Source organism: Abyssicoccus albus, assembly GCF_003815035.1.
Taxonomy (GTDB): Bacteria; Bacillota; Bacilli; order Staphylococcales; family Abyssicoccaceae; genus Abyssicoccus; species Abyssicoccus albus.
The window spans coordinates 13,385-39,283 of sequence record NZ_RKRK01000002.1; the positions used below are offsets into that span (position 1 = coordinate 13,385).

25 protein-coding genes and 1 riboswitch are annotated in these 25,899 nt (G+C 31.7%); of the genes, 18 read left to right on the forward strand and 7 right to left on the reverse strand.

Annotated elements, in window-relative coordinates; all coding sequences use genetic code 11:
- The first annotated feature begins 90 nt into the window (after positions 1-90).
- From EDD62_RS00110 to EDD62_RS00160, 11 genes are all read left to right on the forward strand, one after another.
- The gene (locus EDD62_RS00110; protein ID WP_123807063.1) at positions 91-1,242 is read left to right on the forward strand and encodes an MFS transporter; all 1,152 of its coding nucleotides are present in this window, start codon (positions 91-93) and stop codon (positions 1,240-1,242) included.
- On the forward strand, positions 1,232-2,131 hold the full coding sequence (locus EDD62_RS00115; RefSeq protein ID WP_123807064.1) for a Rossmann-fold NAD(P)-binding domain-containing protein: 900 nt from the start codon (positions 1,232-1,234) through the stop codon (positions 2,129-2,131). Before EDD62_RS00110 ends, EDD62_RS00115 begins: the two co-directional genes overlap by 11 nt.
- A gap of 81 nt (positions 2,132-2,212) precedes the next feature.
- Positions 2,213-2,842, forward strand: a complete 630-nt coding sequence (locus tag EDD62_RS00120; protein WP_123807065.1) for a Bax inhibitor-1/YccA family protein — start codon at positions 2,213-2,215, stop codon at positions 2,840-2,842.
- 61 nt (positions 2,843-2,903) lie between these two features.
- On the forward strand, positions 2,904-3,617 hold the full coding sequence (locus EDD62_RS00125; protein ID WP_123807066.1) for a YebC/PmpR family DNA-binding transcriptional regulator: 714 nt from the start codon (positions 2,904-2,906) through the stop codon (positions 3,615-3,617).
- Between the two features lie 111 nt (positions 3,618-3,728).
- Complete coding sequence (locus EDD62_RS00130; protein WP_170152721.1) at positions 3,729-4,136, forward strand: GntR family transcriptional regulator; 408 nt, start codon at positions 3,729-3,731, stop codon at positions 4,134-4,136.
- Positions 4,117-5,022 carry an ABC transporter ATP-binding protein gene (locus EDD62_RS00135; protein WP_123807068.1) on the forward strand — a complete coding sequence of 302 codons (906 nt, stop codon included), beginning with the start codon at positions 4,117-4,119 and terminating at the stop codon, positions 5,020-5,022. Before EDD62_RS00130 ends, EDD62_RS00135 begins: the two co-directional genes overlap by 20 nt.
- Positions 4,991-6,979 (forward strand): hypothetical protein, encoded by a 1,989-nt coding sequence (locus tag EDD62_RS00140; RefSeq protein ID WP_123807069.1) that lies wholly within the window; start codon positions 4,991-4,993, stop codon positions 6,977-6,979. Before EDD62_RS00135 ends, EDD62_RS00140 begins: the two co-directional genes overlap by 32 nt.
- Before the next feature lie 63 nt (positions 6,980-7,042).
- On the forward strand, positions 7,043-7,600 hold the full coding sequence (locus EDD62_RS00145) for a ribonuclease FAU-1 family protein (protein ID WP_123807070.1): 558 nt from the start codon (positions 7,043-7,045) through the stop codon (positions 7,598-7,600).
- A 12-nt stretch (positions 7,601-7,612) separates the two neighbouring features.
- A complete protein-coding gene (locus EDD62_RS00150) occupies positions 7,613-8,479 on the forward strand; it encodes a hypothetical protein (protein ID WP_123807071.1) in 867 nt (288 codons plus the stop codon).
- A 40-nt stretch (positions 8,480-8,519) separates the two neighbouring features.
- Positions 8,520-9,707, forward strand: coding sequence for a sugar efflux transporter (locus EDD62_RS00155; RefSeq protein ID WP_123807072.1), 1,188 nt, complete (start codon positions 8,520-8,522; stop codon positions 9,705-9,707).
- Entirely contained in the window at positions 9,704-10,189 is a 486-nt protein-coding gene (locus EDD62_RS00160; protein WP_123807073.1) for a DUF456 domain-containing protein, read from the forward strand. The genes EDD62_RS00155 and EDD62_RS00160 overlap by 4 nt, the downstream gene beginning before the upstream one ends.
- 93 nt (positions 10,190-10,282) lie before the next feature.
- On the opposite strand, the gene ribH is transcribed toward EDD62_RS00160, so the two are convergent.
- From ribH to EDD62_RS00185, 5 genes are all read right to left on the reverse strand, one after another.
- The gene (ribH, locus tag EDD62_RS00165; RefSeq protein ID WP_123807764.1) at positions 10,283-10,750 is read right to left on the reverse strand and encodes a 6,7-dimethyl-8-ribityllumazine synthase; all 468 of its coding nucleotides are present in this window, start codon (positions 10,748-10,750) and stop codon (positions 10,283-10,285) included.
- 9 nt (positions 10,751-10,759) lie between these two features.
- On the reverse strand, positions 10,760-11,935 hold the full coding sequence (ribB, locus tag EDD62_RS00170; RefSeq protein ID WP_123807074.1) for a 3,4-dihydroxy-2-butanone-4-phosphate synthase: 1,176 nt from the start codon (positions 11,933-11,935) through the stop codon (positions 10,760-10,762).
- Positions 11,925-12,545 carry a riboflavin synthase gene (locus EDD62_RS00175; RefSeq protein WP_123807075.1) on the reverse strand — a complete coding sequence of 207 codons (621 nt, stop codon included), beginning with the start codon at positions 12,543-12,545 and terminating at the stop codon, positions 11,925-11,927. The genes ribB and EDD62_RS00175 overlap by 11 nt, the downstream gene beginning before the upstream one ends.
- Positions 12,512-13,525 carry a bifunctional diaminohydroxyphosphoribosylaminopyrimidine deaminase/5-amino-6-(5-phosphoribosylamino)uracil reductase RibD gene (gene ribD, locus EDD62_RS00180; protein WP_170152722.1) on the reverse strand — a complete coding sequence of 338 codons (1,014 nt, stop codon included), beginning with the start codon at positions 13,523-13,525 and terminating at the stop codon, positions 12,512-12,514. The genes EDD62_RS00175 and ribD overlap by 34 nt, the downstream gene beginning before the upstream one ends.
- Before the next feature lie 107 nt (positions 13,526-13,632).
- Positions 13,633-13,776: riboswitch (FMN riboswitch) on the reverse strand.
- A gap of 159 nt (positions 13,777-13,935) precedes the next feature.
- Positions 13,936-16,215: a 5'-nucleotidase C-terminal domain-containing protein gene (locus EDD62_RS00185; RefSeq protein WP_123807077.1), complete on the reverse strand. Its 2,280-nt coding sequence runs from the start codon at positions 16,213-16,215 to the stop codon at positions 13,936-13,938.
- Positions 16,216-16,508: 293 nt separating this feature from the next.
- Between EDD62_RS00185 and EDD62_RS00190 the strand changes: the two genes are divergently transcribed.
- The 4 genes from EDD62_RS00190 (at position 16,509) to EDD62_RS00205 (ending at position 19,451) form a co-directional block, all read left to right on the forward strand.
- Positions 16,509-16,931 (forward strand): GNAT family N-acetyltransferase, encoded by a 423-nt coding sequence (locus EDD62_RS00190; RefSeq protein WP_123807078.1) that lies wholly within the window; start codon positions 16,509-16,511, stop codon positions 16,929-16,931.
- Positions 16,932-17,020: 89 nt separating this feature from the next.
- Positions 17,021-17,323, forward strand: coding sequence for a hypothetical protein (locus tag EDD62_RS00195; protein WP_123807079.1), 303 nt, complete (start codon positions 17,021-17,023; stop codon positions 17,321-17,323).
- 154 nt (positions 17,324-17,477) lie between these two features.
- Positions 17,478-17,822, forward strand: a complete 345-nt coding sequence (locus tag EDD62_RS00200) for a hypothetical protein (RefSeq protein WP_123807080.1) — start codon at positions 17,478-17,480, stop codon at positions 17,820-17,822.
- Positions 17,823-19,451, forward strand: a complete 1,629-nt coding sequence (locus EDD62_RS00205) for a DNA-binding protein (RefSeq protein WP_123807081.1) — start codon at positions 17,823-17,825, stop codon at positions 19,449-19,451.
- Between the two features lie 147 nt (positions 19,452-19,598).
- Here EDD62_RS00205 and EDD62_RS00210 read toward each other — a convergent pair whose 3' ends face one another.
- Together EDD62_RS00210 and EDD62_RS09285 are read right to left on the reverse strand one after the other, a co-directional pair.
- The gene (locus EDD62_RS00210; protein ID WP_123807082.1) at positions 19,599-20,165 is read right to left on the reverse strand and encodes an LOG family protein; all 567 of its coding nucleotides are present in this window, start codon (positions 20,163-20,165) and stop codon (positions 19,599-19,601) included.
- A gap of 124 nt (positions 20,166-20,289) precedes the next feature.
- Positions 20,290-21,372, reverse strand: a complete 1,083-nt coding sequence (locus tag EDD62_RS09285) for a hypothetical protein (RefSeq protein ID WP_211329107.1) — start codon at positions 21,370-21,372, stop codon at positions 20,290-20,292.
- Positions 21,373-21,658: 286 nt separating this feature from the next.
- On the opposite strand from EDD62_RS09285, the gene EDD62_RS00220 reads away from it, so the two are divergent.
- Genes EDD62_RS00220 through EDD62_RS00230 form a run of 3 tightly spaced genes read left to right on the forward strand, consistent with a single transcriptional unit; the run spans position 21,659 to position 25,883 of the window.
- Positions 21,659-23,266, forward strand: coding sequence for an ABC transporter transmembrane domain-containing protein (locus EDD62_RS00220; protein ID WP_123807083.1), 1,608 nt, complete (start codon positions 21,659-21,661; stop codon positions 23,264-23,266).
- The gene (locus tag EDD62_RS00225; RefSeq protein WP_170152723.1) at positions 23,259-24,929 is read left to right on the forward strand and encodes an ATP-binding cassette domain-containing protein; all 1,671 of its coding nucleotides are present in this window, start codon (positions 23,259-23,261) and stop codon (positions 24,927-24,929) included. Before EDD62_RS00220 ends, EDD62_RS00225 begins: the two co-directional genes overlap by 8 nt.
- Before the next feature lie 51 nt (positions 24,930-24,980).
- A complete protein-coding gene (locus EDD62_RS00230) occupies positions 24,981-25,883 on the forward strand; it encodes a CobW family GTP-binding protein (protein ID WP_170152724.1) in 903 nt (300 codons plus the stop codon).
- Positions 25,884-25,899: the final 16 nt, after the last annotated feature.

Below are 25,899 nucleotides of genomic sequence, written 5' to 3' on the forward strand. Positions count from 1 at the left end.
GATTGATTGCATTTTTTTATTCAAAGTCATCGAAATCATTCTAAGAAAGATTTATAATATGTTATATAAATAACTAAAGGCGGCTTTATCATGCTAAAAATATATATATTAATTTGGATTGCATTTATGGATTTATTTATCCAATTACCCATCATCACTCCGTTTTCATTGCAATTAGGAGCATCCCATGAATTTGCTGCATTCATTGTAAGTATATACTCCTTAACTAATTTAATAGGTAATGTTATTGGAGGTATATTGTCAGATCGATATGGTCGAAAAAGAATTGTATTAATGACTTTATTAATACTTTTACCATCAATGTGTTTATATCTATTAATTAACTCAGCAGAACAATTGCTATTGCTAAGAGGATTACATGGATTATTTGCAGGTGTATTAACACCGGTGTTGTTTGCATGGCTAGGTGATTTAGAACATATAAAAGAATTAAAGCATAAAGCGTCAGGAAGTGGAATTGCTATTGGTGTTGCTGCAATTACTGGCCCAATGATTGGTGGAATTGTATCAAGTAATGAATCATATCATTCAGTGTATTATATTCAGCTAGCTTTATTTATAATCATGGCCATAATTGTGATGACTGAAGCAAAACAAAATATTTCTAACAGATCAATCGATCAGAAGAAAAGTGATCAAGTGATCTCAATTCATTTTAAACATATTTTAAAACCGCCACTTGTTTTGGCATACATTGTTGCATTTTCTTTAATGCTTGCAAATGGTGCATTGACTTATCACTTACCGATTACAGTGGAAAATATGAATTTGTCATCGAAGTTTACAGGTATTTTATTAACAATCTATGGTTTAATTGCAATTATGCTATTTATCAAAGGTATTCATAAACCTTCTTTTAAGGTTTTAAGTAGAAATATGTTGTTCGGTCAAACAGTTTTGATTGTATGTATGATTGCTTTACAATTTACATCGACACTCATTATTGCAGTGTTTACTATGACAATTTATGGGGTCGGTTTTGCGATGATTTTTATGTCAATGAATAAAATGATTAGCTTATATACTAGCCACCATAATAGAGGATTGGCAAATGGTATATTGTACGCTGCATTTAGTATTGGATCTATCGTCGGGGCACTTGTCAGCGGAGTGTTTACAAAGTTTAATTTAGGGTTTATAAGTATAGGATGTATTATCGTACTTTGTTTAACTATATTAACTTTAATTATAATGAAAGAAGGTCAACGATATGAAACATAAAGTCTTTATGCCTGGCGTTGTAGGTCATATTGGTAGGGAATTAAAGGAACAACTTAAACATAATTATGAGATAGTTACTTTAAGTAGTCGTGACTTGCCACCAACAGAGCATATAACTTATCTAAAAAGAGATATCTTCTCATTACGTGAAATGGAAAAGGCATTAAAAGGAATTCATACTGTCATTTTTTTTGAAGATCCTATTATGCGAAATGCGCGTAAAATTCAAGGCAAGTTTGAAGATTTGTATCTACTCATTGCGGATAATATCGCGCGTGCTGCGGAATATAACAATGTCTGCCAAATTATATATGTGACAGAAAATGTACCATATGATGCTGTTGTTCAGTGCTTGGAATCTTATTCAACGCCTGTTCAGAAAACAAGTATAAAGGTTAGTAGACGACCAAAAATGTTAAACATGAAAGTTGATAGTAAAAATTCAATGCGAAGTGTTCATAAGTTTATTATGCCAGAAAATATGGATATTGAAGATATAGCAATGCATTATTTTAGTTGGTTAAAAGAGAGTGGACATCAATTTATCAACGTTGAACAAACTGAAAATGATGTAAAAATTTCTTTTAAAGCTAATAATGAATCATTGCTCCATTTATCATATGTAGATAGGCGCTCCAAAGAAGGGATTGTAAGGTACGACATCGTTGGTGGGAAACTAGAAAATAAACAATCCGAAAAGAGAGGGAGAATGGAATTCCGTGCTTTAAGAAGTGAGGATTCGTTCTTAATTGCTTTGCATGATTATGAACCAAGTCTTCCTTGGCATTTGTACTTGCTTACTCAAGCTAATTTTCATCAACTTGTTCAACTCGTTTATAGTGTAGAAATGCGCATTGTAAATTTTGAAACGTCAGGTCAATCAGTGTAGAAGTTAAGAAATACATGCTATGTGATACAATATCTGATATAAAGGAATGATATCATGGTGAAAATTTAAAGAGGTGATTGAATGGTAGAGAGTACTCTTAGTACGGGTGTTTCGAAAAAAATTAAAATGACATGGTTTTATTTTATATATTATTGGTTGATTTTTGGTGTCGGAGCTTTTTTTGGACAGTTTTTACCGGCAGAGTATAGACCAACCGTTCACATGGTTTTATTTGGTATTGTCATGGTATCATTCTTCGTGAGAATATCAAAAACTTTTAATTTAGTGATATCACATTTATACGCGTTACTATTAGGCGTTTTGAGTTACACAACATTCACTATGTATATGCATAATTTAGGTGAATCATTATTTTACAAAAATATTGGTGTAGCCATTGCGACGTTTATCGTTGCAGGGATTATTGGATATTTCATCATTGATGATGCAGCAGGATGGGGTAAGTTTTTATTTGTTGGCTTAATCGCATTGATTTTTGGAAGTTTAGTCGGTTTCTTTATTCAAATTCCTTATTTCTATCTAGCATTAAATATCTTTGCTTTGTTTTTGTATATATTATATACAATGTATGATTTTAATAGAATTAAGCATAATCGCTATTCACCACGAGAAATGGGATTTAATCTATTTGTCAACTTAGTGATGATTATTAAGAGAGTACTATATTTTGCTAATAAGTTTAAAAGATGATTTTAAAACAATGTTATAATAAAACAATGAAATATTACGAATAGAGAAAGAGATGAATGAAATGGGACGTAAATGGAATAATATAAAAGAGAAAAAAGCACAAAAAGATAAAAACACTTCTAGAATTTATGCTAAATTTGGTCGTGAAATCTATGTGGCAGCGAAGAAAGGAGAGCCAGATCCTGAGTCAAATCAAGCACTAAAGGCGGTATTGGATCGTGCCAAAACTTATTCAGTGCCAAAGCATATTATAGATAAAGCAATAGATAAAGCGAAAGGGAATGTTGAAGAAACTTTCGATGAACTTCGTTATGAAGGATTTGGACCGGCTGGAAGTATGATTATCGTTGATGCATTAACAAACAATGTGAATCGTACAGCAAGTGACGTAAGAGCTGCTTTTGGTAAAAATGGTGGTAATATGGGCCAAAGCGGTTCTGTATCTTATTTATTTGATGACCTATGCGTATTTGGAATTAAAGGATTTAGTGAAGACGAAGTGCTTGAATGGATGTTAGAAGCAGAAATTGATGTAGAAGAAATTGAATTACAAGACGATACGCTCATCATTACGGCGCCTTTTGAACAATTCCATAGTGTTCGAGATACATTAGAGCAAAATGGTGTGGAAACATTCGAAATTGCAGAGAGAAACTTAGCTGCACAAAGTGAATTGAAATTATCAGATGATGATATGCAGACGTTTGAACAGTTAATTGATGCTCTAGAAGAATTAGAAGATGTTCAAAATGTGTATCATAATGTGGATGAATAAAAATATTAATAAATATTAAATCAATGTAGAACAACAAACTTAAATCTAAGTTTGTTGTTTTTTTATATTTTAAACTGTATTATATTAAATAGTACAGTTAGTATAGAGTAGGTGATTAAAATATTCAATATAAATTCAATGTCCAAAGTACCAATCTATACACAATTGGTCGAAGAAATTCAAAAGCATATTCATCTCGGGTTACTACAACCTAATGAGAAGATCCCATCAGTTAGAGAATTAGCCCAAATGATCACAGTGAATCCTAATACGATTCAAAAAGCATACAGAGTGTTAGAAGAATCGGGATATATATATTCAATACCTGGTAAGGGGTCTTTTGTAAGCCGAGTGAAATCACATGTTTATGATGAACAACGACAGCAGCTTATCGATGAACTGATCCCAATCGTTGAGAAAGCAAACTTATTAGACATAGATGTTAAAGATTTGATTTATGAGGTGACAAATAAAATCCAAAAAGAAGGGGCTGAAATAAATGAATATCGAAATAAGTAATTTGACGAAAACAATTGAAGGGCAAAAAGTGATTAATCATTTCAATTTATTGATATCAGAAGGAAGTATCCACGGTATATTAGGATCCAATGGTGCAGGTAAAACGACAATGCTCAAAGTAATGGCGGGCTTATTAAAGGCAGAAATAGGGCAAGTAAATTTTGATGGTTGTTCTATATATGACAACAGCGCATTGAAGCAAAAAGTAGTTTTTGTTCCTGATATTCCATATTTTTTTAGAGGTGCTTCATTACAAGATCAGCGTAAGTTTTATGAAAGAGTCTACCAATCATTTGATGGAAAAAGGTTTGAACAATTATGTGATATGTTCCAATTGGATGTAAAACAGCCCATTGCGTCTTTTAGTAAAGGGATGCAAAGACAAGCGTTGTTTATTTTAGTGTTAAGCATTAAAGCCGATATATTGTTATTAGATGAACCTTTTGATGGATTGGATCCAATTATACGTCAAAAGATTAAAAATTTACTTATTCAAGAAGTAAGTGAGAGATCTGTTACATTAGTGATTTCAAGTCATAACTTAAGAGAAGTCGAAGACTTATGCGATGCGGTCACAATTCTTCATTACGGTCAAAAGATTTATTCGAGTGCTATAGATACGATGAAAACTAATATTTGTAAACTGCAAATCGCATTTAGAAGTGATCCACCAAAAGCATTATTTGATCAATTACAAATATATAAACAAACTAAAACAGGTCGTGTGTATACACTCTTAATACGTAAAGACAATAACATTGAGCAGATTATTACTCAATTTAATCCTCTCATGTATGACATTTTACCGTTAACTTTAGAAGAAATTTTCAGTTATGAAATGGGGGAAAGAGGATATGAAATTCACAACATCATATTGGAATCGTAGTTTATTTAATCATTTTTTCTCAAATATTCAGTGGATTATATTGATCACGATAATTATTAATATAATAGTACAACCATTTGTACTATTGATGATATATATGGATGGTCCTACAGCGATTAATGAGTTTATACAAACGCAACGTCCAATTTTATATATGATGCCATTACAAGTTATTGGATTATGTGTTTATGCAGTTATTGTAGTTGCTGTTCTACATTATTTTAGTAACAATACGAATAGCAATGACTTTATGCATCAATTACCTTTTAACCGAGCATCACTTTTAACGCATATACATTATGTTGGATTGTTTGCGGTGATGATTCCATTAATTTTTCAAATGGTTTTGCTTATTGGCGTGAAATTCCTATTTATCGAGCAAATAACGATTAACGAGATATTCTATTGGGGAATCATATGCTTCTTTATTTATATGGTATTTTATACATTTGCAACATTATTAGTGCTATGTATGAATAATATTTTGTTACACATTGTGTTGGTGCCGATTGTTATTTTATTACCGGCCATTCTATACGGACTCACTCGATTGAATGCTCAATACTTACTGAATGGTTATTCACAACAGTTTGAACTTCCGAATTGGTTATACTTTATGACCTTTCCATTCTATGTATTAGAAAATGTTTATGATGGGCTTAGTATTGCATTTATATTGTGCTGGTCAGCACTTATTATTATTGGAATGATAGGGTCCTATATATTGTTCTATAAAGTAAAAAATGAATATGTAAGTAATACATTTGCCTTCAAACAATTAAATTCGATATTTGTAATCATTTGTACATTAATGGGTGGTCTAATCGGAATGCTTTTATCAACAATTATTTTAGAATTCTTCGGTATAAATATAGCGGTCATTGGATATATACTTGGTGTTCTACTCATATATATTATCGTTAATATGTTTATTCAAAAGACTGTTAAAATCCAATTGAACTTTAGAAGATTAATGATGGTTGCTTTGATTCACATCATTTTACTTAGTGTAATACTTTTTTATAAACATAAATTTGAAAGTTATATTCCGAAACAATCAGAAATTACTTCAGTTAAATTATTATCTGATGAAGCATATTTGAGGAACCTAAGTGAGTTGACTAATTCCGATCAATTATCATCAACCGTTAAAACTGATGAAGAAATACAAAATATTATTAAATTTCATCAAAGTTCTGTTAAGTCTGATTTAATCAATGGATATTTGTCATATAAACAATATACATTACAATATACTTTAGACAATGGTAAGAAAATAGTTAGGACATACCCTGTTACAACAAACAATCTATCAGCATCAGTACCACTAGATATGAAAGCAAGAGAAATTGATGAAAATATGATAGCGAAAATCGAACAAAAACTTGCAAATAGCCGTAACATATCATTCGAGATGTATAATGAACATAAAGAAAAATCATTACAGATAAAAGAAGAACATGTTGAACAAGTTGAACAGCAGCTCTTGAAAATGTTATATGATAGTTCAACTGGTAAAACCACTGATCCTAGTGTTGGTACAATTGTTATAACATTTGATGACGCAGAAAAGTATGAAGATGTCTATTTAGATATCTCAATTTATGATCAACCATTATTAAGCTTCTTAGTTGAACATAATTATATCAATCAAAAAGATATAAAAAATCATTTGTTTAATCAATCGAACAGTGATTTACATTATAAAAAAATAATATTTAACTCTGAATATGATAAAGCGTTATATTTAGCTACAATGGAATATGAAATGATGAATGACGAAGAAGCTGATTTAGGAAAAGTTCAAATGACAACTCAATCGATCAATCCAAAAGAATTAATTGAGATAAAAGAGTTAATCTCTGAGTCATATGGATCACCTGATTCACTCACTTATCTTATTGGAAAATCAAATCGTGATGATGTGGAAAGTATCGCCATTGGGTATAAAGAATAGCTATTCATAATGTGTGAATCATTTATCTTATTTTAGTATACTGATGATAAGGAGTGGCTTGTCATGAAGATTAAATATACGGATAAGAGAAATTGGAGGCGTATTACTGAGAAAGACTACATCGAACGTGCTATTAATGATGATATATTCAGTGGTATTATTGCAATGATCTATGTAAAGAAAGTAAGAGAGCCATTAACGTTGACAATTGTTAATCAACAAGTGAAAGTAATTGATGATCACTACAAATGGTTACAACTTGTTCCTAATGATCATTTTTATAGTATGACGGTAATGTTCGATAATCATGATCGAATTTTGCAATATTATATTGATATTAATTATGAGAATATACCTGAGCTTGGTAATTGTAGAACGCATGATTTATATTTAGACGTGCTAGTTCTACCTGATGGACAATTTGAATTAGTCGATGAAGAAGATCTTCAACGAGCTTTAGATGATAGTCTGATTAGTCAACAAGATTTTAATACAGCATACGAAAAAGCGAATCATATAATGGATTATGTGAGAAATAGCTTTAATGAAATAAAATCACAAGTTAATCATGCGAAAATGATATTGGACCATGAGTTTCAAATGAACAATAAATATAAATAACTAGGTGAAACAATGTCTTACACAATTGATGCATATACACGTATAGGTCAAAATCCAATCAATGAAGATGGTCTAATTATTAATCATCAGCAATCAATTTTTGGGGTCATTGATGGTGTAACGAGTTTGAATGAAGAGATTTACGAAGGTTTAACAGCTGGTAGACATGCAACGAATGCTGTTCAAGAATACTTGAATGATCATCGTATGAGTAGATTCAACAAGATGTCGATAAAGGATATTACAATGGAAGCTAATTACGCGATTGATCAGCGTATGAAAGAGCTAAATGCACATCCTATTGAAACAAAAGATCGTTTTCAATGCTGTCATGCGGTTATTCGTATAAATGATGATCAAAAGATAATAGAATGGTCTCAAACTGCAGATTGTATGCTTTATGCTATATTTCGTAATGAAGAAAATGAAGAAGAACGAATGATCGTAAAGAAAATAAATGAAGATCGATTTAAAAGTCGTGAAATAGATCGATTGGAGCAATGGCGTAATCACAACCTAGATGAATTCAAACGAGGAGAATGGCCTGAAGAGATGAAACAAGAGGCACTTAATTATCGTAATTTTGCTAATTTAAGTAGTGAATACACTGTGTTGAACGGTGATAGTGCGCTGAAAAAAGTTCTCAATAATGGTTCGATACCGATGTCTAACTTAGAAGCGGTCATTCTACATACGGATGGACTATATCCTGTTGTGAATAGTGAAGAAGATTTAATCATGGATTTATATAACGAAGGCTGCCAACTCATTGCTGATAAAATACATCAATTTGAACTTAATGATAAGGATAAAATGAAGGTTGTACGGTCAAAAGTTCATGATGATAAAGCAGCAATTGTAATACAATTCAATAAATAACCTGTTATAATGAATAAATCATATAAAGTAGGTGAAGAATTTGCTTCTATCATTGTTGAACATAAAAAACTATAAATTATTTTTGTCCAATATGACTTTCATTGGAATGGCTGTAGCAATCACCGCACCATTCCTTGTTTTATTTACAACGGAAGTTCATGGTATAACGAGTACACAACACGGTATTTTCCTTGCGATGATTGCTTTAATGAGCTTTCTAGTCAATTCAGTTGTAGGACGGTTAAGTGATAAGATACCGCAATATCGAAATATTATTATACTTTGTTCGTTGTTATGCTTCGTATTTGCTTTTATGAATTATCTATTGATTAGTAATACATTGCTGATGATTATTCTTGTGATTCTCTTTCAAGGATTAGGTGCGCCTGCAATGCCACAACTATATGCTATTGCTAGAGAAGGGATTAATGAATCTCATAGTGATCGTGCAGTGTTAGCGAATACAGTATTAAGGTCTATGTTTAGCTTTGGGTTTTTGATGGGCCCTCTTGTCGGAACAATACTATTAATGAAATTTGATTACGATGGTTTATTTATTGGTACAATTCTTCTATTTCTTGTTGTATTTGTGTCGTGCTTATTTATTAAGAAACCTAATACTCAATTTCATTATTCAACATCGACACATATTAAATCAGGAGCACCTAATATGTTTAAGACTAAGGAAATATTGCTACCCTTTATTGCATTTGTTTTACTACATATAGGTCAATGGATGTATTTATTGAATATGCCTTTATATGTAAAGAACTATTTAAATGAATCTGCTCGAGAGGTAGGCTGGTTATCCAGTGCATGTGCAGGGCTAGAAGTACCCATCATGATTCTTTTAGGTATGCTCGCAAGCCGTTTAAAAACGATGACGTTATTAAAAATTGGAGCTGTTGTAGGCGCTATATTTTTTATTTCTATTGGTATTTTTGAATCTGTTTATGCAATGCTCATTGGACAAATTGCGTTGGCCTTCTTTATATCAGTATTGTTAGGATTAGGGATTAGTTTCTTCCAAGACTTATTACCTGATTTCCCGGGTTATGCATCGACTTTATTTTCTAATGCGATGATTGTCGGTCAATTTGTAGGTAATTTACTTGGTGGAGCAATGAGTGAATGGGTAGGATTAGGGTATGTATTCTATGTAAGCGGAAGTTTTTTAATAGTGGCTTTTATAATATTACTCTTTAGTAAAGAGGAGGTTAGAGTATGACGATAGCATTATGGTTAATTATTATAGTATTGTTTTTACTTGGACTCGTAGGCATTGTATTACCAATGTTACCGAGTGCAATCTTTCCATGGATAGGATTCTTTGTTTACCATTTTGGAATTAATGACGATAAATTGTCTTGGGTATTTTGGTCTGCAATGATTGTCATAACATTGTTTTCGTTAATATCTGATTTTATCGCAAGTAGTTATTTTGTTAAAAGATATGGAGGCTCAACACTTGGTGAAATCACTGCATTTATTTCCGTTATTGTCGGTTTATTTGTATTCCCACCATTTGGTATTATATTAGTCCCTTTAATTGCAGTATTTATTGTTGAGTTTATTCAAAATAATGACTTTGATCTAGCGTTGAAAGCTTCCATCGGTTCATTTGTTGGTTTTTTAGCTTCAACAATTGCTAAAATATTTTTATTATTAGTGATGATCGTTTGGTTCTTTATGGATATCACATTGTTTTAACTTAAATTGTTTATTAACGACTAAGGACTTGAATGATTGACATTCAAGTCCTTAAATTATTCAATGATATATTTAATGATATTTTATAGATATTTATTGTTCAATCGTTTTGACTAAATTAGCCATTTCAATTGCTGCAACTGCAGCATCGCTTCCTTTATTTCCAGCTTTTGTGCCGGCACGTTCGATCGCTTGTTCAATTGTTTCTGTAGTAATTACACCGAATATATTAGGAACCCCTGTCTCGAGACTCGCATGATGAATCCCCTTACTTGCTTCATTACATACGTAATCATAATGTGTCGTTGCACCTCTAATGACACACCCTAATGCGATAATCGCATCATACTGTTTTGTTTCGCTTAATTTTTTACAAATGAGTCCTAATTCATAAGCACCAGGTACAGACACAGTAGTAATATTCTCTTTTGATACACCATGCTGAATTAATGTGTGTATCGCACCATCTTCTAATTTAGATGTAATAAATGAGTTAAATGATGCTGTTACAATTGCGATATTAAGTTCTTGCCCGTTTAAGTGACCTTGAACTTTTTGTATATTTTCCATTTATTTAACCTCCAACATATGTCCTAATTTTTCTTTTTTTGTTTTTAAGTATTGTTCATTGATTTCATTGAAATGAATTTCATGTGCTTGTCTTATTACGTCAATATCATATGAAGATAATCCATTGATTTTACAAGGATTATTGCTCATTAATTTGACACGATTTATATCGAAGAATTTTAATATATCAGCAGCAACGTGATATGTGCGCAAGTCATCTGTAAAGCCGAGTTGATGGTTTGCTTCGACCGTGTCATACCCTTGTTCAATGAGTTCGTAAGCACGTAACTTATTTGTAAGGCCGATTCCACGACCTTCTTGACGTAGATAAATAATCATACCATTTTGTTGTTCTGCAATTTTTAATGCTTGATCTAATTGTTCACCACAATCACATCGCTTAGATGTAAAAACATCACCAGTAATACATTCACTATGAATTCTAACAGGCATATCATTTCTAGGTTTGTCTTTTAAAAGTGCGAGATGCTCTTTTTCATTTGCTTTTTCGATAAACCCATACATTGTGAAGTTGCCATACTGTGTTGGCATATTAACGGTTGCTGTATGTTCGATTGAAGAAATATATTTCTTGAGTTGTTCAATATTTATAAGTTTTAATTGGTGTATCTTTTTGAATTGCAATAAATCATCTAATCGAGCCATTGTTCCATCATCATTCATGATTTCACATATAACTCCGACAGGCTTACTGTCACATAGGTTAGCAAGCTCAATGGCTGCTTCTGTATGTCCCCCTCTTGCATGAATACCCTTTGGATGTGCAATGAGAGGGAATATGTGTCCTGGTCTATTGAATTCATGGGCAGTATTTTCATCATTTAATAACGCTTTTATCGTAATAGCTCGTTCTTTAGCACTTATACCCGTTGTTGTACTCATGTGATCTATACTCACAGTAAATGCTGTCCCATGTGGATCGGTATTCTCACTGGTCATTTTACGTAAGTTTAATCTTTCTGCAATTGTGTGATGGACAGGAGTGCAAATAAGTCCTCGCCCGTACTTAGCCATGAAGTTTATCGATGATTGTGTTGCATGTTCGGCTAACATCACAAGATCCCCTTCATTTTCACGATCTTCATCATCGACAACGATGATCGGTTTACCAGCACATAAGTCTTTCACGGCATCTTGTATTGTATCAAAGGTCATATTTACTTCCCCCTTGATGTTGTAATAACGTATCGATATGTTTTATTAATATGTCACACTCGATATTAACAAAGTCGCCAATATTTCGATGCGAAATATTAGTTTTCTGCTTTGTTTCGGGAATAATAGATAAAGTGGCAGTATTATCACTCGGATATACATCGAACAATGTTAAGCTAATGCCATCTACTGTAATAGAACCTTTAGGTGACATATATTTCATAAGATGTTCTGGGATGCTTAATTTAATTTCAATATGGTCACTATGATTATCGTAATGTATAATCTCACTTACACCATCGACATGACCTTGAACAATATGACCACCAAATCGTGTTGTAGGAAGCATTGCACGTTCTAAATTTACAATATCATCATTGTTTAACATTGATAAATTGGTAATGTTAAGTGTTTCCTTAATTGCTTGAACTTGAAATGAATTTGTATCAAAGTAAATCACAGTTAAGCAAACACCGTTAATCGATATACTATCTCCGATATTTATATCTTGGATTACAGTATCATCTTGTATTGTGAAAGTTTTAAGACCATTATTTGATTGGTCAATTGAAAGTATTAATCCTGTGGATTCGATAAGTCCAGTGAACATGGTTCGACCTCATTTCTATAAGTAAGTTTGATGTCAGATTCGAACTGTTCAGTGGAAAAGAGTGTTAAATGTTGAATATCTTCCATTGAAGTAATATGAGGATTCTCATAAATAGTGTGTCGACTACCTAATAATTTCGGGGCAATGTAGACGATTAATTCGTCAAATAGTCTTTGAGTTAATAATTGGTTAATCAAGGTTGGTCCACCTTCAATAAGTATTGAAGAAATATCTTGGTTATATAAGTCACTTAATGCTGTAGTTGGATTTAACCCGTATTGACCCACCAATATTGCATGTTGGTGTTGATCGTTTAATATGTCTCTAGGCTGATTCGTAAATATAATCGGTAAAGGTTGTTGCCCATAATCATCTAAACGAGCATTTAATCGTGGTTTATCATAATGGTAAGTGTTTGCACCGACTGCAATTGCATCATATTGATGTCGCAATTGATGTACATCTTTTCTGCTCGATTCAGATGTAATCCAACTAGAGTCAAAGTTATCTAGATGCATTTTGCCATCGATGCTCATTGCAGTTTTTATTGTAATATATGGACGTTGTTTTGATATTGTAATATCAAACTGATGATAAAATAATTCGATTTCAGCCAAAGGCATATGCGTTGTTTTAATATTTGCCTCTTCTAGAACATGATGTCCATGGACTAATGAATTTGGATCACGATGCGCATATATTACTTCTTTAACACCCCCATCAATAATTGCCTGAGTACATGGTGGTGTCTTACCATGATGGCTACAAGGCTCAAGAGTCACGAATAAAGTTGCACCAGAAGCAGAAAGGCCAGCTTGTTTTAATGCATGTACTTCAGCGTGATGTTCTCCTTTTATTAGGTGAGCTCCCATTCCAACGATTTTCCCATTATTTACGATTACACACCCAACTGCAGGGTTAGTACTTGTTTGATGCTCTACAAATTTTGCGAGTTGTAATGCATTGTATAAATATTTCAATATATATCACTTCCTTATACAGTAGCGTTAATAAAAAAACCTACACTATTGAATAGTGTAGGAGAAATAACGCATCATCAAATAAACCTATTAAATAACAGGCTTTGATTTTCTTTCTCCCATCCAGACTTTAACTGTCGGCTGTAGCTCATCTACATCAGCCACACATAACTCAATATGTGCAGGTCGCGGGCTCGTACATTGTAGTACACACCGCCGGTTAGGAATTTCACCTTGCCCCGAAAGAAATGTATAAAGTTGTCGTCAAACGAATCTGACAACTCTATTGTAACGTTAATTTATATGAATGAAAAGAATATTCACTTGTAAAGTAAAAAGTTAAAGTATAACATCCAAAAAAAGCAACCATATCTATGGTTGCTTTTTGGATATTGAAATGAATTATTATGTTAGTTAAAGAATGAAGATTTTGAGCGAGTGAATAAAATCGAGAATGCTCCAAGTATGATAAAACCAACTGCTGGAATTAATGGATTGAATGGTGTTTGACCTGTTGCAGGTAATAAGTTGTCACTTTCATCTTGTTGATCAGTTGATGTTGATTTATCTGAGAGTTCTTGATCTTCATCACTGTACACTACGTTTTTGTTTTCAGTTATATCATCTTGATTATTTTGAATTGTTGAGTGTTCATGAATTTCGTTTTCATTTTCTGCTTCGTTTGATAATTGATTTTCTTCTATTACTGATTTATTAGAGTTATTTTCAGTCGTCATATCTTTAGAAGATTGTTCAGTTGCAATTTCTTCAGTCGTCGTATCTTCAGAAGACTGTTCAGCTGTAACTTCTTCAGTCGTCATATCTTCAGCAGTAACTTTTTCAGTAGTGATTTCCTCAGTCGTTACATCTTCAGATGAAATATCCTCGGTAGTGACTTCTTCAGTTGAAGGGTCTAGAGATGGTAACATTGATGCTGGTAAAATTCTTGTTTTTTCTGTTGTGTAATATGAATCGATAGAGTCTAAGTTATTTTTAATATAATCTGCAAATACTTTATCCATAGATGGTCCTTCTTCACGTTCGCCACCTAACATTGTATATCCGTCTCCACCAACAGCTAAGAAATCATTTGTTGCAACTTTGTATGTTCTATTTTCATCAAGAAGTTCATAATTATTTGTTTCAGGGTTTAGAATGCGAATTTCTTCAACACGTTCACCAATCGGTTTATTGATGTCATAATAAACTTTAATTGAATCTGATACTTGTAAAAACGCTCCATTTGCACCTAAAACTTGTTCACCATCTTCATCTGTAGTCAGTTCAGCACTTAGTGCATGTTCGAACATCGCCATTACATCAGATCCTGGAACATCTATTTGAGCGATAATGTTACCGAAAGGTAAAACTGTGATGATGTCACCAAGTGTAATGTCCTGATCTGCTGGTAAGTCGGCTCTTATACCACCACCATTCGTTACAGCAAAATCGGAAGGTGAACTAAATGCAGATTTTCCATAATGATATAGTGAATCTGCAATCATATTTCCTAAATTAGTCTCTTGAGTTCTAACGAATTCACGAGTTCCATTTAATAATTCTTTGTTATAGAACATAACTTCATTAGTTTCTTGTTCGAAATTCGCTACAGCTTCATCAACGATTGATTGAGTGTTTGATGACGGAGCTGTTTCTAAATGACTTTCGGCACCATGTGTAGACATTTTAGTATTTTTAAGGTTATGACCAGTTGCAGTCTTTTCAATATCAGTTAATACAAGACCATAATGTCCTAAGTGGTTACCAGCTTGAACGTGAATCGCATTATCAGTAATTTGGCGACCTTGCTCAAATAACGAATGTGAATGACCATCTACTAGAATAATTGGCTTGTCTTTAAATTGTTCCATTTGTGATAATTGGTCAATTAAATAAGTTGATCTCCAAGCTTGTGGTGTTGATTCATCAACGCCTAAATGAGCTAGAATAACGAATACATCAGTCGTACTATTTAATTGTTCCATTTGTTTTCGAACAGCTTGAAGTGGTTCGGTAAATGTTACACCTTGAATATTGTTAGGATGAGTTTTTGTTTTAGTTTCAGGTGTAGTAACGCCAATAATTGAGTAGTTAATATCATTTTTTGTAACTTTATATGAAGGTGTGAAACTTAATTGACCATCTTTGTATACGTTAGATGATAAGATAGGAAAGTTTAGCAAATCTTTATATTTAATTGCTTGTTCATAACCAAAATCAAAAGTATGGTTACCAACAACCATCGCATCATATCCAACGGCATTCATGGCTCTGGCCATGCTCTCTCCTTTGTCAAAATTCGATAAAGGTAATCCTTGGAATGCATCTCCTCCATCGAACATGAACGTAGGATCTTGTTCTTTTTTAATTGTTTCCAACTTTGCCATACCAATTGAACGATCACCATCATCTTTAAGTCTACCGTGCATATCATTAGTATGCATAATAGAAATAGATTCCAATGAAGTGTCTGTTGCAGGTTGTTCTGTTGAAGGATCTTCAATAGAGGCTGCTTCAGATGATGTTACCTCTGTAGACAACGCTTCAGTAGTTGATGACTCAGTTGTAGCTTGCTCAACTGTTGGTGATTCTGTGGAAGGTGCAGCGAGCATTGTATTAAATGGCATTATCAATGTTAAAATAACGATAAGATTAAAAAGCAACGTTGATTTCAATAAAGATTGTTTCATTATGAATTATCCTCCTTAAGTTTAAAATAATATTGTAAATGCCATTTAAGAATACCAAAGTAATAAGGTGGTAAAGTCTTTTTACAGAAAAAATACAATAAATTTACATTATATTAATAAATTATGTGAAAAATATTGATATACATTAGAAGAGTAATCGGATTATAATAAAAATACGAATATAATCAACACATTTTATAATTTTTCTATAATTATTATTAGTAATAATAATATTTCAATAATGAATTGATAATATATTTGTCTATATAAGCGGTATCAAAGGGGCGTTCTAGTTGGATAATTATATGGTGATTGATAAGTTAGTTAAAGAAATGTTGAATGAACAACAAATTTGTAGTGAAATAAATTATGCAATTTATCAAGAAATGATTCAATTTGAGTTGAAAGAAAAATTCGGAAGACTCTATTACATACTAAATGATACCGGAAACCAGTTAATCAGTATCATGTATGTTATCTTTAAACCGATAGAACCTTGTTGGTATATTAAATTTTCATGGACCAATCCCACATATAGAAATAAAGGTTACCATAAAAGGTTGAAAGTTGAATTTGAATCTTGGGTGAAAAATCATTCTCAGCATAAATTAATCAAAACTGAAGTTTCATCTACAAATGACCTTATGATATCTTTAAATCAAAAAGGTGGTTATAAAATAAAAAAATCGATAATGTATAAGAACATGAATGATTAAAAATAGATACATGAAAGGCTTTGAGGAAAATAATGAAATTAACTTTTAATAAATGTATAAGAGTTATTAGTTCGGTAGGCATATTATTTATGCTCAACGGATGTTCTAATGATGAGGATAATGAAAAGTTAAGTAAGGAAATTAAAGAGCAAAATTCTCAAATTGAAACATTAGAAAAAGAGAAAGAACAACTTAATAAGGACATTAAATCTCTTGAAAAAGAATCAAGTAGTTTAAAACAAAAGCAAAAAGGAAATAATAAACAAGAAGACGATAAAGATAAGGTTGATTCTAAGGCGGATTCAGAGCAAAATAGTGATGAACCAAAAGATGAAAACAAGAAAAAGTCGACAGAGAAAGAACCTTTAGATGGTAAAAAAATGATGATGTAACTAATAGTGATGACGGTGTTAACAATAATGATAGAAATGAATCATCAAGACATGAAGAAAATGAACATAGAACGAATAGTGATAGAAAAAGAGATTAAAATAAATAATGATATAAATTTTAATATAAATTCGAAAAATTTTGGAGGAATTTAATATGAATGTAGAAGTGTTAAAGACATTAGAAAACCAAACAATGAAAATTCAAAAAATAGGTGAAGAAATTGCTAGACATTTAAATGTAGAATTGATTAGCACAATTGGGGATGTAATACCTTACGCTGACCAAACACCACAAAATAAAAAGGATAAAAGAGATGTGCGAATCAAGTATCTAGTAAAAGATAAGCCGTTTGAGATTAATGTTGTGGCAAAAATGGACGAAAAAGATGTGAATAACAATTTTGAACATGAAAATAAGACTTCAGATCATTCATCTTTTCAACAAAATGCTAATGTGAATGTCGATGTACTTTTAGTTTCGTCTAGGAGAACTGGTTAAATGAAGTTTAAATATGCATTGTTTAGCATCATTACAATAGTTGTAATGATGTTATTTATTGGATGTAGTTCAAAGTCATCATTATATGATAAACAATCGAATGATAATGCTCACGAAGGTGATAATTTGAAAAAAACGATATTATTTGATGCATCACATGGTCAAACGTCAGGTGAAGCTGATTGGGTTATTGATGGCGGATTCTCAGAGTTTGGAGATGCATTAAAATCAAATGGCTATCATATAACCCAAACAGATGGGATGCAACAACTCAATCAGAATACATTAAAAGAAGTAGACGTATTAGTCATGCCTGAAGCGAATATTCCTCTAAAGATAAGTGAACAACAAGCCATTATCGAATTTGTGAAAAATGGAGGAGGGATCTTTTTCATATCAAATCATTACAATGGCGATCGAAATTTTAATCGTTTTGATTCTTCTGAAGTTATGAATGGATATCGACGCGGTGCGATGTCTAATCCAACAAAAGGAATGTCTAATAAAGAAAAGCACGCTGAGGCAATGCAAGATGTCGAGGGAGTAGATTTCTTACATGAGCATTTTGGTGTCAGATTTAGATATAATTCATTAGATAAAGTTCAATCAACTCAAATCGTTTCTCCGGATCAAAGCTTTGGTATTACAGAAGGTGTAGAGAAAATTGAAATGAATGCAGGTTCAACGATTGCAATTACAAATCCAGATATTGCAAAAGGTATAATATATCCACCCAAACTATCTAAAAAAGATGCATGGGACCATGCCGTTGATCAAGGTGTCTATAATGACGGCGGAAGAGATGAAGGTGCAATGATGGCTTTAAGCGTTGTCGGTAAAGGAAAAGCTTTTTTTGCTGGAGACTCGTCATACTTTGAAGATGACTCACCAAAATATAAACGTGAAGATAATGGTAGAGAGAAAACAACATACCCTGGGTTTAATGAATTTAGTCATAAAACCATTGCAATTAACGCGATTAAATGGCTTTTGAGTGAAGATGAATATGAATCTTTACCTGAGAATATAGAGCGAGATAAAATTACTCCATTATTAGAGGAAGAAGAACCAGGCCAAGGTAAAGAATATGACAGAGAGCCGTGGGGATCACCAGTAAAAGGTTATGATTGGTTTGATCCAAAGACTTTCAAAAAAGGCAGTTATTTAAGTCAAATTAACAATAATAATGCACAAAATGAAAATAACAATCAAAACAGCGATAACAATCACAATAAAAATGAAACATATAAAGATAATAATGAGATCGACAGAAAAGATAAGGATCAACAATTTAACAATAAAAAATATGAATATACGTTGAATTTCCCATTTCATGTAAATACACATGAAACATTTGAAATTGTAGTCTATGTACATGAAGGTAGATTGGATGATCAAAAAATGCAACTAGGTATTGAAAATCAGCAAGGCAAAGTAATTTCAAAATTCCTTGAAGGTAACGAAAGCTCTGAAGCATCATACTCAAAGGAACAGCAGTATAAAGTGAAAGATGGTTATGTAACGCAAAAATTTAAAATTAAGATTGATGATTCATATAAAGGGAGAGCTCAAATAAAGTTGAAGTCGAATAATAAAGTTATTCAAGAAAATTACTTAACTATTCATTAATTATATGAATTAAAGGCTATATGGAAAAAATTATATATAAACCCATTCTATAAATATAGCCAAACAGTTTAAACATCGAAAGAATCGACAAGAACATCTATTCTTAGTCGGTTCTTATTATTGGTTATCTATTTTAAGATTTAACAATTAGTCGTATGTTCTAACTGGAACATCTTGATAGTCTTTTAATAAACGTATCATCTCAGTAGGAGAATCCGCAATATCAACCATTTTCATATAATCTTCTTTAATAAATTCCTCTGTAATCATATGATTAAACATTTCAATGAGTGGATTGAAGTAGTTTAAAGTATTATATAAACCGATCGGCTTGCGATGTAAACCAATTTGAGCCCATGTAAACATCTCGAAAAACTCTTCTAAAGTTCCAGCACCACCTGGAAGTGCAATAATGGCATCACTTAAGTCTGCCATCAATGCTTTTCGCTCATGCATTGTATCCACCGTATGCAGTTCTGTTAAATTCGGGTGAGCGATTTCACGTTCTACTAAGAAATTCGGCATAACACCAATCACTTCACCACCAGCTTCAATTGCTGCATCAGCAATTGCGCCCATTATACCAACAGCGCCACCACCATAGACAATCGTATATCCTTCTCTCGCAAGAAATGTTGCGAACTGTTTTGCTTCTTGAATGTATTCTAATTGTTTTCCTTTTTGTGAGCCACAAAATATAGCAATATTCTTCATTTATATTCACCTTTCCATTAATGTTATATTCACCGTTCCATTAATGTATGGATAGAGTTAATGACGATGAAAAAGAGCTTGGATGACAAGCTCTTCATCATTATCTTTGATTCAATTTTAGATGTTATTTATTGCGGTAATGTTTTAAAATTTGATCGTAATGCTTATCGAATAAAGAAGGGTCCTTATGCTTATCGTTAGATTTCTTTTTGAATGTTGGATTATTATAATAGCTTAAAATAGCATTGATATGACGGCTAGCAGTATCAGTTAATGCGTTATAATCTTGCTTTTCATGATAAGCAAGGTTATGAGTCATTTCATACATAGTATCTTCATTATTTCCAATGATTTCGTTATTTGAATTCAGTTCATTTGTATTTTGGTGATTATTTGTATTTAATTGTTGAGTTTCACCTTCATCATGTCCTAATACAGCATATTTATACTTCTCTTCGACATCGTTTTGTGATGAATCATATAGATTAGCATGCTTAGGTGTATCATAGAAGTCTTGCGTTTCATCATAATTGAAGATACCTTGCTTATTCGATTGTTGCTGATCTTCATCTCGGTATGAGTCAGCATACTCGATTCGATTCACATTAGACATGTCTACATCTTTATTAATTGGTTTCGAAGGTGTTTTCAACGTTTTAATTTCATCTACTGTTCCACGTTCCGTCTGTTCAGGATTATAATGCAATTCTTCACTATTTATAGGGTGTTCATACATATCTAATGTTGGCATCTCTGAAGATGTAATATCTTGTTCGCTAATTCCAGCGATATGATGGCCATTATTTAAAGGTTTTTGAGATTTAGCAATGCGTTTTTCTTCTTTCTGTTGTTGCTTCTTGAGTTTGTCCATTTCTTTTTGTTCATTCTTTTGTTCTTTTTCATAAGCTTTCATTTCTTTATTGTAATCAAATTTTTGTTTTTTATTTTGTACGAACTGATTAATATTACTCGCAGTATTATGAGTTGTATTATATACTTTTTGCGTCGTATTTTTTGTATTGACTGCTGCATTTTGAATATTTTTTGCAGCTGTTTTAGAGATATCGGCTACTTTCTTAGAAGAGTCAATCGTTAATGAAGTTGCTTTTTGTACATCTGGATGTTCAGCAATTTTTTTGCGTTCATTGATCAATGGAATTAATATGACTGGAAGTAAATTAACTGCAGTTTTAATTTTTTCATTCATTGTATTATCCTCCGTTGTTAATGCATTGTGGTAAAAATAACTTGCTATCAATAAAGTCATTCGTTCATATTTAATACCCATGACAAGATACTTTCAACCATAATGAATTGTTAAAATGATATATTAACATTATAACAATCTTTATTTATTTTATAAATTAAAATGGAGTGTAGATCTGAAGGTTCTATTTTATATTACTTACTAATTATTACTTTGTAATAATTTTTAATCTTTAAGTGATTAATAAATAAAAAGGTTTTAATATAATTATATATGAGGTTTTAATATGTTATTACGTCAATATCAACAAATTACTTTAAATAAATTATTAGCTATATTATTTAATATATTAAGTATTATTTCATTTGTATATTTTGTCATATTATTAATGGAACTTATAAATTTATTGATACAAGAAGCTTCAGTATCTTATTCAATGATATTATATATAGCTGTTTTATTAAGTGGTCGTTATATATTTCAAGAAGCAAGTCAACTCATGATGAGTGTTGAAGCAACTCGCGTAACGAACAAATGGAGTAATATAATTATCAATTCGATACCACTTGTAGACAGATTAGAAGCTGGTGAACTACAACATCAACTTACGTTTGTTCTCGATAAGACGAAACAATATGTCACGAATTATCAATTTACTGCAATATTAAGCGTAATGACTCTCATTATTATGTTTGGTGTGACTTTATATTACCATTGGGTTGCAGCGATTATATTAATTGTGACGTCTCCTTTTATTCCATTGTTATATATTGTTGTTGGAATGAAGACTCAAGATGATGCGAAGACTCAAATGAATGAATTAAATAAATTTCAATTTACATTAATGAATACTTTACGCTCTATGGATGATGTTGTGAATCTTAACCTCCAGCAACACGTCGTAAATCGTTTGAAATCTTATAATTCAAAATATGCTAATGCATCGATGAAATTATTGAAAACAGTATTTGTTAGTGGCTTTATGCTGGATTTTATTACAATGATTTCAATCGGTCTCGTAGCACTTGAACTTGGATTTGAATTAGTCGTTTTTAAAACGATTGAGTTTGAATCAGCTTTTATCGTCATGATGGTCGTGCCTGAGTTTTATTTGGCGCTCAAAAATTTATCCCAAAGTTTTCATGCAAAAAAAGAGTCGATGGGACAAATAGAGTTGTTAGACCATACATTCGATCAATTAATCATTGATCGTAAAAATTCACGTTATATAGATATTGTTGTGAATGGCGAAAAATTGAGTGGTACTAATAATTTTAGTGATAGTAATCTTCATAAAGGAATAGCAGTCAATTTAGAGGCGCATGATATAAAGTTAGAAGGTAAATCAATTCATTATCCAAAAGTTGAATTAGAATTTAGTCAATTTAATGTGATCATTGGACGCAATGGGGTTGGGAAATCACTATATTTACAATTGTTAAATGACAGTATTAAATTCTATCAAAGTCAATCCGTCTCCTATTTGCCACAACATTCGTATATTTTTGAAGGGACATTTAAAGAAAATATAGGGAATAAATCTTATGATGAATGTGCTCATTATATTAAAATGTTAAAATTAGATCCAATCTGTGAACGCTTTGGCTATCATGATGGCTTAATTGATCCATCTATAATAAGTCATGGAGAACAAAAACGAATTAATATTTTGCGTGTGTTGATGGATAATAAGCCATTTGTACTATTTGATGAACCGCTTGCTGGACTCAATATTGAATTAAAGCAAAGTGTTTTGAAGTGTCTGTTAAAACTAATTACAGACCAGAATAAATGTGTTGTGATGGTGACACATGAATTATCATTAGTGAAACAACGAGTAAAACCATTGAATGTTATTGACTTTGATCAGTTAGAGGTGCATCATGATGAATAAAATGGGGTTATTTATGGGGGTCATTAGTCAAACGGTTAACTTCTTATTATTTGGTTTAAGCGGTTACTTAATTGTACAAGGTGCAATTGGCGTGCCACTGTATGCCCTCATTTCGATGATTGTTGTTGTGAAATTATTCGGTCTTGTGAAAGCTACAACCCATTATATTGAACGCTTAACAACTCACAAAATTACTCTCAATGATGTAAGTCACCTTAGGTTGGAACGCATTCAACATATGATTTCAAAATTGCCAACAATCAATATGTTACACAATAAGTCGTCATATATTGATTATGCAATTGAATCATTAGAGCTAAAGCAGTCAAAACATATAGAAGGAATTCATCCAAGAAATATTGTATTGATCACGCAATTATTGTTAATTGTTGTACTCTTGATTATTTCAATAGAAATAGGATTGGTCATTACAATTGCATTTATAGTCATTAAAAGTATATTATTTGGTTCTCAAAAGATAATACAGCGACTAGAAAAAAGAAAGAACAATCAATTTAAAAAATATAAAGCGAATTTAGACGAATGGCATCGAGTTAAATTAAATTTACAAAGTCATTCATATGAAACACAATTTTTGAGCCAGTTGCAAAAAGTACGAGAAATGTATGAATCATTAAGCTTTCTGTTTGAATTTGTATGTAAGATTATAAAGTTAATATGTATTACTATATATATATTGTCAATTGCATTGGTCATATACTTGATTGAAAGTAAATTAGATGCTGCTATAACTGCGCTCATTATATTAGTGTTAGTTACATTTATTGATTCATTAATACAATGGATTGATGCGGAGATAAAGCTCATGACAATATCTAATGTCGATGATTTTAATATTGAACAATTTACATTTAGAAATACAAATGATATCCATGAGAATATATATGTAGGCAAATTCATGGATAATAATCATTTGGATGAATCTGATTTGAATGAATTGGTTGGATTAGTTAGAAATGATAATTTAAATGGAAATGGTCAATTTAATCACTCTGTAATTTCCATTCAATCATTGAGATATTTATTGCCAGATGGGAGATTATTGTTTGATCAAATAAGTTTCAAAGCATTTCCCGGGCAATATATCTTAGTCAAAGGGGATAGTGGTTCTGGTAAATCGACACTGATTCGTATATTCTCTGGATTAACTCAAATACAATCAGGGGAAATTAACATTGATCGAAACAAAGTACACTCCACCGTGGATTATCCTTATTTTGAGTCTGGCACAATTATGTATAATTTAAAACTTGTGAATCCAAATATAAATATTGAACAATTGAATTATTATATGCTGATGCTGAATATTAAATTATCCTTAGATAAAGAATTATCGATGAACGGTATGAATATTAGTGGAGGAGAGCGTCGCAAAATTCAATTGTTAAGGGCGTTACTCAGTAATCAAAAAATCTTAATATTAGATGAACCATTTAGAAGTTTAGACCAGGTGACAGTTGAAAAACTTCATCATGCTCTTAGAGAGCAAGCCACGAAATTTAATAAAACCATTGTAATTTTTGAACATCAATCATTAGATGAAGCATTGTTTGACAGTCTATATCAATTATTTAATGGTCATTTGTATGTGCTTGGTCATGATATAGGTAATAATCATATTAATGACTATCATAGAAAGTAAGATATTGTTAGAGCACTATAAAAAATAAAACTAAAAATGCAGGTGAAAGACATGGATATCATCATTATTAGTGGATTTCTTGGTAGTGGTAAAACAACCTTTCTTAAGAAATTTAGATCATTATTAGACAAAAATATGAAAAGTGTAATTCTAATGAATGAATTTGGTGAAGTTGATATTGATTCAAATATTATCGGAGAAAGTCAGAGTATTAAGTCAATGACGCAAGGTTGTATATGTTGTTCGTTAAAAGAAGATTTAGAAGTTCAATTACATGAATTATATTACAACTTAAATCCAGATTTAATTATTATTGAAGCAACAGGTGTTGCCGATCCAGTTGAAATAATTGATGCGATTAGCGCACCTGCGGTCATGGAGTTCACACAATTAAAACAGTTAATTACAGTGGTCGATAGTCAAAAACTACTAACATTAAATACTACGCCACAAATGAAACAATTATACCTACATCAAATCAAGTATGCTAATACGTTAATATTAAACAAATTAGATGTATTAACAGAGGATGAAATTAATCTGGCTAGAAATGCAATAAAAAATATAAATGATCAAGCGTATATTATTGAATCCATCGAACATTTATCGGAAAAAGATATTGTGAAATTTTATGCCGATCACAATTTAATGAATGAGATTGAAAGACACCCTAGTGCTCATAACATTCAATCAATGACCATTAAATTGAGCAATAGCGTTGAAATTGAATCACTTCATCATTGGTTAGGTCAATTAGATGATAATATATATCGTGTAAAAGGTTTTGTCACTTTACGACACATACCAGACGAGACATATTTATTACAATATGCCTTTGGCATTCCGCAGTATGAGCCATATGAATTAAAACGAGAGCCTGTCATTGTAATCATAGGTAGCCAAATCGATAAAGAGCGTATTAAGCAGCAAATCGAGATGTTACAATTTAGTTAATTACATGGTTATTTTT